The sequence below is a fragment of the Clostridium sp. KNHs205 genome, assembly GCF_000702945.1.
In the GTDB taxonomy this organism is placed as follows: Bacteria; Bacillota; Clostridia; order Lachnospirales; family Lachnospiraceae; genus Anaerocolumna.
In genome coordinates, this window is the sequence record NZ_JNLE01000003.1 from 2,619,403 (window position 1) to 2,632,594 (window position 13,192).

General features: G+C 36.2%; 13 protein-coding genes. All 13 read left to right on the forward strand.

The genetic code is table 11. The features are described 5' to 3' along the window. Positions 1-8 precede the first annotated feature (8 nt). The gene (locus BR73_RS0110980; protein ID WP_033165559.1) at positions 9-833 is read left to right on the forward strand and encodes a hypothetical protein; all 825 of its coding nucleotides are present in this window, start codon (positions 9-11) and stop codon (positions 831-833) included. 18 nt (positions 834-851) lie between these two features. Further along, complete coding sequence (locus BR73_RS0110985; RefSeq protein WP_051685135.1) at positions 852-2,879, forward strand: ATPase, T2SS/T4P/T4SS family; 2,028 nt, start codon at positions 852-854, stop codon at positions 2,877-2,879. 31 nt (positions 2,880-2,910) lie between these two features. Next, the gene (locus BR73_RS0110990; protein ID WP_033165560.1) at positions 2,911-4,980 is read left to right on the forward strand and encodes a hypothetical protein; all 2,070 of its coding nucleotides are present in this window, start codon (positions 2,911-2,913) and stop codon (positions 4,978-4,980) included. Positions 4,981-5,201: 221 nt separating this feature from the next. Beyond that, entirely contained in the window at positions 5,202-5,861 is a 660-nt protein-coding gene (locus BR73_RS0110995; RefSeq protein ID WP_033165561.1) for a hypothetical protein, read from the forward strand. Between the two features lie 75 nt (positions 5,862-5,936). After that, on the forward strand, positions 5,937-6,458 hold the full coding sequence (locus tag BR73_RS0111000; RefSeq protein ID WP_033165562.1) for a hypothetical protein: 522 nt from the start codon (positions 5,937-5,939) through the stop codon (positions 6,456-6,458). 35 nt (positions 6,459-6,493) lie between these two features. Next, a complete protein-coding gene (locus BR73_RS0111005) occupies positions 6,494-6,952 on the forward strand; it encodes a hypothetical protein (RefSeq protein ID WP_033165563.1) in 459 nt (152 codons plus the stop codon). An 11-nt stretch (positions 6,953-6,963) separates the two neighbouring features. After that, complete coding sequence (locus tag BR73_RS0111010) at positions 6,964-7,629, forward strand: InlB B-repeat-containing protein (RefSeq protein ID WP_033165564.1); 666 nt, start codon at positions 6,964-6,966, stop codon at positions 7,627-7,629. A gap of 15 nt (positions 7,630-7,644) precedes the next feature. Further along, entirely contained in the window at positions 7,645-8,103 is a 459-nt protein-coding gene (locus BR73_RS0111015) for a hypothetical protein (protein WP_033165565.1), read from the forward strand. 264 nt (positions 8,104-8,367) lie between these two features. Next, the gene (locus tag BR73_RS0111020; protein ID WP_156034692.1) at positions 8,368-8,700 is read left to right on the forward strand and encodes a hypothetical protein; all 333 of its coding nucleotides are present in this window, start codon (positions 8,368-8,370) and stop codon (positions 8,698-8,700) included. A 20-nt stretch (positions 8,701-8,720) separates the two neighbouring features. Further along, entirely contained in the window at positions 8,721-10,040 is a 1,320-nt protein-coding gene (locus BR73_RS0111025; protein ID WP_033165567.1) for a hypothetical protein, read from the forward strand. A gap of 199 nt (positions 10,041-10,239) precedes the next feature. Then, positions 10,240-11,301, forward strand: coding sequence for a hypothetical protein (locus BR73_RS0111030; protein WP_033165568.1), 1,062 nt, complete (start codon positions 10,240-10,242; stop codon positions 11,299-11,301). Between the two features lie 522 nt (positions 11,302-11,823). Then, positions 11,824-12,921, forward strand: a complete 1,098-nt coding sequence (locus BR73_RS27370) for a GGDEF domain-containing protein (RefSeq protein ID WP_051685136.1) — start codon at positions 11,824-11,826, stop codon at positions 12,919-12,921. Beyond that, on the forward strand, positions 12,881-13,186 hold the full coding sequence (locus BR73_RS0111045; RefSeq protein ID WP_033165570.1) for a hypothetical protein: 306 nt from the start codon (positions 12,881-12,883) through the stop codon (positions 13,184-13,186). The genes BR73_RS27370 and BR73_RS0111045 overlap by 41 nt, the downstream gene beginning before the upstream one ends. The last annotated feature ends 6 nt before the right edge of the window (positions 13,187-13,192 follow it).

Sequence of the window (13,192 nt, forward strand, 5' to 3'; positions counted from 1 at the left end):
TACGAATCATGAATATATCGATAATTTCACCACATATTAACGGGAATGGGAATACTACTGTGGCAGCTTTATTGGCTTTTGAACTGGCATCCCGCAATAAAAGTGTCTGCCTGACGCATGTAACCAGTAAATCCGATTCCATGTTTCCATATTTGGGCTTTGAAGAGACAGATGACCAGACCAATAATCCTCTTCAGCTTATTAATCTGATAAGAGAAGGAGGGCTTAGAAGAGATGATATCGGAAATTATTGCAGAGAAGTAACAGAGAAGCTGGATTTATTCAGTCTCGATACATTTATTACTAAGAACGGGAAGGAAACAAACGTTAATCAGGAGCAGATGCAGACGGTACTTTCATTCATCTGTAGAGAATTTCCTCACGATTATGTTGTTTTTGATATAGATGAAAATGACCTTGAAAAAGAAAATGTCAAACTGGTGCTTGCCCATACGGATTGCCTGATTTTCGTGCTGACACAGTCTGTAACAGAGCTGAAAAGATTTACAGCGCAAAAGACTAAAATACAGAAACACACAGCTAATATCCCAAACCTGGTTGTTGTAAATAAATATTGCGACATTATCGGTAATCTAAAGGATACGGCAGGAATCCTTGGAATCAAACGTCCGAATAAATGGTATCAGCTGAGGTTCAATCAATGGATTCCTTACTGTGCAAACAGAGGGCAATTTAAGTATCTGGCGGAACAGATTCAAAAGAGAAACGCAGATGTTATTGAACTGGATTCTGATATTAAGCACCTGGTCAGTGGGATACAAAGTATAAAACAGGCAACCAGAGAAGAAAAAAGAAGGGTTAGGAGTTATTAAAAAGAGGAGGCATATATTATGAGTAACTTCAATCTTGGATTAGCTTCCATTATAGTCATTACACTAATACTTTTTTTTCTGTACATACGTGCGAAAGCTAAAAAACAGGTTGTGATAGAAGAAGATTTATCTACCTTTGAAGAAGTTTTAGATGCCTTAAAAGTCTATATTGTTAATCTGACAAAAGAGGATTCCATTAACAGTCAGGAATCTGATGAAGATTTAAAGCGTCTTGTTAAAAGAAAAGCCCAGAGAAAAGAAGCCTTGAAAAACTCAGTTTATGGTATCGACAGTGCAAAGCTGATGGTGAAAGAAATGATTCATACTTTTCTGGCAGAACATATGAAGCCTGAAAAAATCAGGCAGATTGTAGGACTTGATAAGGAAAGTGAACCCAATACCAATACCATGTTTGAAATCATTATGTACAAATATAAAAAACAGTATGGCAGGGATGCATTAACTAAGTGGATTCTTGAAAACAGTTTTTATAAAGAAAGACCGGCTGTTGGTATAGGTAGCGAAAACGATACCGCTTATTATATAACAAAAGCCGATTTGGAAGGAAGTTATTTTGCATTGGAGTACCATTTAACCGATGACGAAGTCACAGATATATTTACTACTCTTTTATACCAGTCATATAAAGGATTTGGTTGTATTGATACGTTGTCAGAGATGAACATCAACGGATATAATGTGGGTGTTTCTGGTTCAGTTATGGATGCTATTAATGTAAATTACGGACAGTCAGAGGAGGAAGAAGAAAATGAGGCGTTCAGTGAAGCTACAAATGCTTTATGGTTGTATTATAGAGGCTCCTACATTCACCTCCAATTCCTTGATTTCGGCTCGGAAGATGAAGTGAGACGGGTAATCCAGCTGCTGATTCGATGGAATTCACCCGGCCCGCTGTCTGCAAAACGCGGATATCTGGTAAATACCATGCAGGATAAATCACGTATTCTCGCAGTAAGACCGCCTGCAGGTGAAATGTGGGCAGCTTTTGTCCGTAAATTTACGCTGGATATTATCTCGCCGGAAGCTCTTATTATAAAGCCGGGGGTCACGGACGGTGAAATAGCAATCCGCCTCATTGAGTTTCTAATGAGAGGGCAGATAACCACTGCCGTTACCGGGCGTCAGGGCTCTGGTAAGACGACACTTATGAAAGCAATAATCGCTTATATGGATCCCCGCTATAATATCCGTGTACTGGAAATGGCACCGGAAATGTATCTTCGTGAAATTTATCCGAACAGAAATATTTATTCCGTTCAGGAAACCGATACCGTCTCAGCAGAATCTCTTCAGGATGCACTTAAAAAATCCGATTCCGCTATTACAATTATCGGAGAAGTTGCTACCGATCCGGTAGCGGCACGTATGATTCAGCTGGCAATGACCGGTTCCCTGTATACCCTGTTCTCCCACCATGCAAATGAAGCAAAGGATCTTGTACTGACTTTAAGAAATTCCCTGGTGAATGCCGGCGGCTTTGATAATATGACAACGGCTGAAAAGCAGGTAACAGATGTATTAAAAATAAATGTGCACCTGGATTTCACACCTGAGGGAAAGCGTTATATCAAACGTATAACGGAAATTACCCAATTGGATGAAGGTGTACCATATCCGGAATACAACCAGGACAAAGGAGCAGATGAATTAAAATATGATCTGGATAAGGAGTATTATACAAGACAGACCGACCGTATATCCTTTTCTACCAGAGATATCATGGTTTATGACACAGATACGGATACCTATCTGCCCAAGGAAGAATTCAGTGATGGTTTAAGGGAAAAAATCAGAGGAGCACTTTCCAAAAAGGAGCGGGAGGAATTTGACAAATTCATGGCTTATTATTGGAAGGGCGAGATTGTTGAAGATTACCATGGAGTGGCCAGAAAAGCAGCTTATGATGATACAGCCAAATTCGAGAATGCAAAAGAAGCGGAAGAGAATGCAGTTGATTTTAATTCAGCGGTTGCCTTCTTAAGCAGTCGGAGCCTGGTTGCCCAGCAATTCAATATGGGAGAATAACGGCAATGTACAATAGGAGGCAGAGAAAACAATGAAATATTTATCAGAAATAATGGCTTCTCCTGTTATGATTGCCGGATTGGTAATTTTAGTATTAACCTTTATCGCAGGGGCAGTTATATTATGGCTTGCTAAACAAAAAACAAATTATAAAAAGCAAACAAAACAGGAAGCTTTTTATTGTTGTTTGTATGAAGAATATAAAAAAATTCCTGTATTAAAGACTTACATAAGAGTAATGACGAAGAAGCTTTCCTCCATGTCTGTATATAGTAAAAATGAAGTGAAAGCTATTTTATCAAAATACCTGACAGCCACCATCGCCTGTGTTGCTGCAACAATTTCCGTTGCATTAATTATATTCAGTGATATTACCAGCGTAATTTTATGCGGGGTATTGGCATATATCCTCTTAACGACGATGCTGGAAAAACGAATGGAGAGCATTAACTACATCGTATACACGCAGTTAAAGTATGCAATGGAATCCATCCGACTTGAATATATGAGATGCAATGATGTGGTGGAATCCCTTGAGACGGCGGCTTATGGGAACCGGATAGCTAAAATAATGGAGAATATTCATAGTGTTCTTATTTCAACACATGGGGAATTAAGGCTTAAGGAGTTTTTTGAAACTACTCCCTTTAAACCCATCCAAACCCTTGCATATGTCTGCTATTCCATCAATAATACCGGGGATGAATATGATGCGGAAGGGAATTCTACCTTTATATCTACCTTGCTGATTATGAACAAGGACATTAATCAGGAATTGGAAAGACAGGATTACCAGTTTATGAAGTTTGGTAAATTGGAATATCTGACACTGATACCAATACCCTGTATCCCCTTTGTTCAGTGGTTCCTGCTAAAGTATATGCCAGGAACTTCCATTATTATAGAAGGTATGGCAGGTTATATCATCAGAATATTGATTATAGTTGCCTGCATTTATTGTTATGATTATATATCAAAAGCAAACAGCATGCATGTTGTAAAGGAAGATGACAGGATTTTATTTATTCATAATCTGTTAAAGAACAGAAAAATATATCACTTTATTAAAAACATTGCTCCCAAGAACCGGAAACGCCGGATTTTAAAACAAAAGCTTGAAAACGCCTTTTCAAAAAAATCAATTGAAGAGTTTTATGTTGAAAAACTTTTATATGCAGTTGTTATTTTTTGTTTTGTTATTTTGCTGTTTTTTAGTGCAACAATTGCCGGCAGGAACTACATGCTTCATTATACAGGTTCCTTATCGATGATATCTGATGAGAAGGAATACAAGGATAAAAACGGAGAGCCTTTGTATACCCAGGAAGAATTGCTTAAGATGGATCTGACTTACATTGGTTTAAGGGACAGAGGTAAATTTAATTTTGAACGGATGAAAGGGACTTTAAAGGAAACAGAACAGGAAGAATTGACCCAGTTAATCAGGGGAACCATGCCGGATATTAATAATTTACAGGTGGAAGATCAGAAAACAAGACTTGCTAAAAAATATGACTGGCTTCAAAAAGTTCATTTCTACTGGTATTACATCAATATCGCTTTTGTCATTGCAGTAGTTGGTTATTTTCTTCCGAATATAACTTTGAGAAAACGAAACAGCTTCCTGAAAGAAGAAGAGGAAGAGGAATTCCTGCAGCTGCAGACAATCATGACCATTTTAATGTCAATGAATTGTGATACCATGGAGGCCCTGGAGCATCTAACCCAAATTTCAACCATACATAAGGATATGCTGACCTATTGCTATCAGGGGTATGCCTCCAATCCAATCGCAGAATTGAATACAATGATTGAAAAAACACCGATTCCGGATTTTAAACGTTTTATCGAGAAGATGAAAATGACAGTAGATGAATTATCACTGAAAGAAGCCTTTATTGATTTGATACAAAACAGGGAGCATCTATGTAATACCCGTGATGAAGTACTAAAGAATAACATTGATGACCGCCGTAACAAATGCGGACAAAGGGCAAAAATGCCGTTTATGATGACACTGATTCTGCTCTTTGTATTTCCTCTGATGTATATGGGATTTACAGAAATGATGTCGGGTATCAATGAACTGCAGAATATATAAAAGAAAAAGTTGTAATTAAGTAAAATAGTGTTGAAGTTTAAAAATTAAGCTCTAAAAATCGGAGAAAAAATACAGTTTTAAAAAATCTCTATCATATTAACTATAGAATTACAAACAAAACAAACCGGCCTTAACATCAGCAGCCGGTCCGGTTATTATTACTTCCCAGGATAATAACTTATATCTGCAAAAATTAAACAAAAGAAAGGAATGATAATAATATGGCAGGAATGGGAGACGAGAGTATTGACCTATCGAAACTAGGAACGGCATTATTTGCCTTTGGTTTTGTTTTGGTAATCGGTCTTACAATTTTTACAGTTGGTAAATCTATAACAAATTCAGGTGCTGATAAGGTGACGACTCAGCTTAATACGGTGGAGCAATCGGAGTTTGAAGATTATGACCAGCAGACAGTATTGGGTACTAAGGTAAAAGCAGCATACTCAAATTTTGAGGGTAAACCATTTGCAATTATTGTGACAACTAGAAGTATGGTTGATAATAAGGATTCTGCAACAAGTTGTCCAGGTTTGGATATGACAGGTTCGAAAGTGGGAAAAGATAAGGTAAAACAAATTAATTTGGAAGGTTTGTCAGCAACTAATAGCAAAGGAGATAGTGTTGATAAATTCTGGGGTGTAAATTATAACGCCGTTCTTGAAAATGCAGATCTAGTTATGGAAAATGGAGCTTTTGTGACAAAGGGTACATTTGTAACAGAAAACAGTTCTATTCAATATTACAATCAGGTATCTAACATGCGAAAGCAGGGCCAGGGAGAATTTATACCTACAGGTGCCAAGTATATGTCTACCTTAATCAAGGACTCTACCGGTTCTACTTGCGGTGTTGTATTTGTTCAGACATCATCTAACTAAGACGCTGTGTACAAACTAAAGGATGGGTTGGGAAAGTCAGTTGTTCCCAACTCGTTTTTTTAAGGAGTGGTTGATATGACAAGAGAAACACTGGAGGAAATGATTACTATCGGTGTTGAATTTTTAACTATTGCTGTATTTTTAGTTTTTGTCGTTAACTTTGTAGGCATAAAAAATGATTTTGCCGAAGTTAAGAACAATAAGATTGTAACAGCTCATAATATCAGGCAGTACCGGGAATTTGGTAAATATGAAACCGGCTTTTCAGATATATTTGATGATGCAGCTTATAAGAGTGAGTGTCTATACGCCGATGATGTTGTGGAAGCTATAAGAAATTATAGAGATGGTAGCATTGAAGTTTATGTAGATATACCGAATGCTTCAGGGAAGCCCATTCATCTGACCAGAAAGGATGCAGAACAGAATCCTTCAAATTATACCATGGAAGCATTAATGTCAGCTGACAGAGGTATTGATTTGAATGCACTGTTTCATCCGTACCTGATTTACAACGGAGATGATGTTAAAGACCTTCAATTTTATGATAATGATTCCTCCGGAACTGTTACTGGTATTGCATTTATCAGATATTAGCGTAGTTATCAATTTAGAAAGGCACAGGTAATTATATGAGAAGAGAAGAGTTACAGGATGTTATCAGATTGGCAGTAAATATGGCAGCCATGGGTATATTCTGCATAATCCTGTTCTTCTTATCAATAACTGCCAGACATTTATATAACCGGGAAGCCTGGATAACCAATCAGGGAGAATTGCTGCGTAATGAAGCGGCAGATTATTTATTTGAACATGGTGAGAGTGTATCTGGTAATGATATTGTTGAATTCATTTTAAAGTATGATAACCAATATGATTATTATATAACGATAGATGCCAAAACATTTCCAATAACCAATGATCTATACCTTTCATATCTTCAGAACCCGGGACTGGCAGAATTTCCTACAATTTTATGGACACAGGATTATCTTGTAAATAAAGTAATGAAGGACGATATCTATGATAACTTCTTTGTTACCATTGATAAAAGTAAACTAAGGAAAATATACAGGTTTGAAGCACAATAGGAGGAAGACAGATGCAGCGTGGATTTGGATATGAAGGCATTGATGTAGTTAAAATCGGTGTAATGATGGGTTTCATTTCCATATTGCTTGTTTATGTAATTTATGGCATCAATGTTGGGAAGCAGATGGGAGACAAAGTTTATACAACGATGGCAGAAGCGGAATTAGAAACCAACAATGCCAATTTGAGATCATTGTCTTACGGCAAAGTAGTATTGCCGACTGCTGCAGTATATTCACTAACACAGTATAATTCTACGGAAATTCACGACCTGACTTGCTTTATATGTGATAATGTACATGGTAAATATGAGTTAATCAGTGACAGTCCGTGTCTGCTGGAGCATCTTCAGGGCAGGGTTAAGCTGGAAACCATATATGATGAAATGTTAGGACAGTATCATTTATTTATCTATCCCTATTCTTACACTGTAAAGTTTGATGCTAATGGCGGCAGTGGGCGTATGGCCAGTCAGGAGTTCGTCTATGATGATTATACCGACGGTAGTTCGGGTGAAGGACAGCCATTGACAAAAAACACATATTACAAACAAGGATATAATTTTGCAGGCTGGTCCATAACAAAAGGGGGAAATGCGACCTACACCAATGGACAAAAAGTGAAAAATCTTGTGTTGTTTGGAGAATTTACCTTATATGCTGTTTGGACACAATAGAAGGAGTACTGATATATGGAAAACGAAGCAATGGAAGTCCTGGATATAGGTATTCTGATGATAGTCTTAGCACTTTGTATCGTTACAGGAGTCTCTTCTACCTTTATGACCAATAAAAGAGCCTACGGATATAACGAAGCTTATATGCAGGATAAAAATACAACAATTAAGAACAATGCATATGTCTTAACTGAATACGGAGCCTTTGATGCAAGTCTTTCGAAAGCAGAGCTGATGTTGATTACCCAGATACAGGATTCCAATATGCCGGCTCCCAAGAGCCTGAAAGTGCATGGAACCCAATTTAATATTGATTATACTTATAAAGAATACCTGACAATATATGGCCAATATATGGCAGGTGCTATTCTGGACGATGATAAGGATACAAGATATATAATTACATATGAGTATGAGACAGATAATAACGGAAAAACAAAAAATTCCTTTTTTAATTTTGCAGTTTCAAATTAATTTGCAGAAAAGAATTGTCAGACAAAAAATATTTAGCAATATGGCTGCCGATATGAAATCTATAAATGGTAAAATTTAGTAAGAATAACCACCGTCACGAAGATGAAGGAGAAAGGAGGAAGATACTCGGGCTTGGAGTGTCAGATGTAAATGAAAGGTTTTTTATCAAGAATAATTTCTCTAATATTAGTGTTTTTCATGTTAATCCTTGCCCCGCTGGTGAATTCCTACTGTGTCACCGAGATGGAGAACAGAAGACAGCTATTGAATGAAGTAACAAGTTTTTTAGATGTAGTAACGGATAAAAAGTCTATAACCAATGATGACTTGAATAAATTCTATCTCAAGGTTTCATCTTATGGTATGGTACTTGATGTGCAGATTAACAGGCTTGTAAAGACCGCGACACTGGAAAAAGACGGAGTTGTTAACACCACTTATATAGCAGCTGATGATATCAGCTTGTTAAATCAAAGAGATGTGGTACAGATTAAGCTGGTAGAAAAATCGGAATCTGCATATCAGAAAATATTAAGCATATTTATCGGAGTGGATGATGAAAATTATTCCTTGACTATGGCCAAAATGGTGCACTAATAAAAAATGGAGGATACGATATGAAAAAAAACAGTTTCACTGCGAAAATAATAGGACTAATCTTATGTCTTACTATCATATTTGCGATAAGTCCGCAAAAAGTAAAGGCAGATATTTCTCCTTCTACTGAAATGCCCATTACCTATACAACCTCAGTGGATAATTTGCAGTATCCGGCAACCAACCAGTTTATAGCTTTTGTAGGTATATCGGGAGTCGGTAAAGTTGTTATCAATGAACCTACTGTCGTAAAGGCATACCTGAATTGGAAAACTGCGGAAGTCACTAATCCGGTTATCTGGTTTTCCAGAGATGTAAAAGGAATCGACCTGGTGGGATCCCAGGCAACCCTTACAACGGAAAAAAATTATCATTTAATTTTACTGGATGCCGGAACTTACTATTTCAACTATTCCTTAAAAGCAGTCAATAATAATTATTCCTATGTTGCTACTACCGTTGGTGCCTGCATTGTCGGTCAAACAGCTAATAGCACGGAGCGTGTCTACGCATCCTCAAAAATAAATCCAAATATTGTTTCCTTTAATAAAGCCGAGACCGGTTTTCTAAGCGTTACAGCTCCTATTGATTATTACCGCTTCGATATAACTGAACCAAGTATTGTAACTATTCGCTTTAATTTTAAGGATTTAAAGGATATCAATTTAAGTGGTTCTACCTGTGTATTAAAGAACTCCATGGATGCAAATATCGTAGAGCAGACTTATAATTCTCAGGGAGCAGACTATAATACCATAACGAGAGTATTGGAAAGAGGAACATATTATATTACCATGAAGGGAAGTACAACAATAACCTCTCTGGAAGTAAAAAAGACACCTTATGTTTTAGATGCCTGGAAAAATGTAACCTCACTTACAAAAGGAGATGTCAGGATAACCTTGGATATCCCCTTTGAATATTCTGAACTTTTGGTTACTAAAGGTATTGTTCCAAAAGCACAGATCAATGATTATTATACCTGGTCAACCTATAATAGCGATGTTACAAAAGCATTAACCGGGAATAGTTATTCTGCCACTTCCAATGGAACGTATACATTCCGAATACGTGATTACCTTGGGAATTATTTATTGTATGCAGTAAAAGTAACAAATATAGATAAAACCGCACCGGCAGTTTCCGGGGTTGCTAACGGAAAAACCTATAAATCTACAAAAACCATTAAGTTCAGTGATAAACAATCTGGTATTAAAAGCGCTAAATTGAATAATAAGGTGATAAAGAACGGAACGAAGATATCTGCAAAAGGATCCTACACTTTGGTAGTAACCGATAAAGTAGGAAATTCCAAAACAATAAAATTCAAAATAAAATAACAGACATCGCAGATAATAGAAATAGATACAGACATTAAATAACAGACATTGAATAACAGACATTATTTAAAAGAAATTAGAAAACAGACATCGCAGATAATAAAAATAGATACAGACATTAAATAACAGATTGAATAACAGATATTAGATAGTAGAAATTAGGTAAGAGAAATCTGATAGCAGAAAGGAGCTGTGCATCTTGAAGAACTGGCTTATGGTATTTAATTTCGTTGCATTATGCTGTCTGCTTGTTATGCTTACTACATTTTATATACAATTGGAAACTGCTACAACGGAGTATGATACGGACAGGCTGTCAAAAGCAATAGAATATTCGGGAGAAATGGCCTTTCATTATTCTCTGGCAAGCGTAAACAGTGAACTTTCCTATCAGGACATGAATCAGACAACCCTCAGTCCTAATTTGTGCTTGCCTGCCTTTGAAGAAATGATGTGCATGAATTACGATATGTCTTTATATGAAGATAATCTGAAATATATTGAAGACAGTATTGCAACGGCACTATTAGCTACAAATGACGGTTATTATATAACACTCATGTCAGAGGTCAATGAAACGGGGGAGGCACACAGCAATACATATGAATTTAACTGGTCTCCTAAACTGCCCTATACCATTAAGACCTATGATGATAATGATAAACTGGCATCTGAAATAGCTGTATGTCTGGGAACAGAAAAATGGATAAGAGTTAATGCAAATACAATGGCTTTAACAAGCGGTGTAGCTTATGCAGATATAGGCAGTATTAAAACAACCCCCAGTGAAGGCGGCGTACCGAGTCAAAGTATGTCTTTAAGCAAAGAAACGGTTTCAAGAGCTATAAATACCAGGATTACAAATGCTATTACACAGAATATTGATGCCATAGCAGAACTGAGAAGCGACAAGGATTATACGGTATATATTCCCTCTGCTCAGACCTCCAGCGGACTTAATAAAATTGACAGCCCAAGCCTGATACTGATCATGAAGGATGTAGATTTTTCAGGACAGGCCAAGGTCAGAAATGCTCAGATTTCAGGGCTTAAGATTATTAAAAAAGTACATGTAATTGGATACCTTGATGGTGATAATAAGAAAAAATACTGTTATGAATCTCAAATCGCAGACAGTAACCTGGTGCAGCTTCAGGCAATCGCATACTTTGGAAGTGTGGAGGAAGCTGCGAAAGCCGGATACACTCCGGATTACAACTATATCTTCAATAAAATTGATACTACCTATAAGACTCAATAGTGAATAATTATATAAAGCTCCGGCACTTCTCTGCATAACTGTCTGAAAAGTGAAGGAGCTTTTTGTATTTGAAAGGTTATAAGTTTTTTATCCGATTAATCGACATTATTATTTCGTTTTCTGTCATATTAAGTATATTGAAAAATAGTTGGAGGACATAACAAAAATGCATGATCTGCAAACTTTACAGAAGGATTTTAATTTACATAATTTATTAGTAGTTATTAGGCTTTTTTACGGCTATTTTGTTATCGTTGCTATCTTGGTAACAATTGTCTGGCTGGTAAGATATATTAACAGCCATGAACCGACGGGTATAAAAATTACTGAAATGTTTGATGAAAGAGGCAAAAAAAGATCCCCTTTAAATTTGAAACCTGTTTTCATAGCCATATCCATCATATTTATCCTAATTCTAATTTATTTTATATTACTGTTTGTTAATGTATAAAAAGTTTATGTTTTGTTTTGTTTTTTTTAAAACGGTTTATTAAAAAAGTACAGATGGTAAAGGAGTTTGAAATGAAGGAGAGTAATTTCAACATTTTTTTCGGCAAACTGCTGACTTTGAATTTAATTTTTTCAGTATTTTTTTATACAATAGTTTTTCTCTTTCATATAGGAGTGCTGGGAATTTTATTTGCGTTTATTCCTGTTATTTGTAAATTGCTCCTGTGGTTTTGGCGTGACAGTTATCTTAATTTTGATGACATAACCGATAAGGAAAAGCTTATATTCTCATTAAGTATCATCACTTTATTTTATGGGGTTGACGCTATTATTTGCAGTAATTTTATTCCTGCCTCTATACTTTTAATTGTTCCGCTTTTTGCAATTACCTTAAAAAAAGATATCGAAATGATTAAACTTGAGAGTATCATCACCTTCGTATTCATGGTCATTATACTGGTCAGTTCTATGTTCATAATACCTTTTAATGCAAATATATTGTTAAACCTGATGCTCTTTCTTATGGGGCTGGTTCAGATATTTATGATAATAAAGAGATATACGGAAGAGACGCTGTCCATCAGTGCAAAATCAGAGTTTTTTATGGATAAGTCTAAAAGAGATGACATGACAGGGTTATATAACAGCGGAGCCTTCTATGAAGAAGTGGAGGAAAGAACCAAATTAATGGCACCTTTCTGTATTATAATTATTAATATTGATAATTTTAAGTTCGTAAAAGATACCTATGGTCAGCCCTTTGGTGATTATGTTTTGAGAACTTTGGTCAATACAGTAAAAAAAGCCAGTCGCAATCAGGATACGGGGTTCCGGTATGGCCGTGAAGATATAGCGGTGGTTTTACCGAAAACAACTGATGACGAGGCCTTTAGAATAGCGGAAAGAGTAAGAAAAAGCTTTAGTGAGATAACTTATGAGCATAATGCCGAATGGGTCAGGACAAAGAGACCAATTACTGTCAGCATTGGGTTAATAGAGAATAATCAAAGAGGCGCTATTGCACAGGAACTGATAGAAAAATGTGACCAGGCATTATACTATTCAAAACAGCACGGGAAAAATCAAACAACTACTTATCACGAACATATGATGGAATGGGAGGATAAATTTGAAGATTTTAGAAGAAAATATCGAAATTATGAAAGATAGGAATTACGTTACCATGACACATGAAAAAATGGATGACTTGTTCTCAATTGTTGATAATATTGAATTTTCAACGTTACATTATTATCCCACAATGGAAGAAATCGAAATAATGAAATCAGATGTTCCAAAGTATTATGCATTTATTTTATGGATTCTGTCAAATCCTGCCGGACCTGAAACCATTGAGGAAGAAAAAGCAGAGAAAGAACTGAACCGAATCATAATGAAGCATACAAAATTAAAAAAGTCTAACAGCAGAAAATAGTTAAAT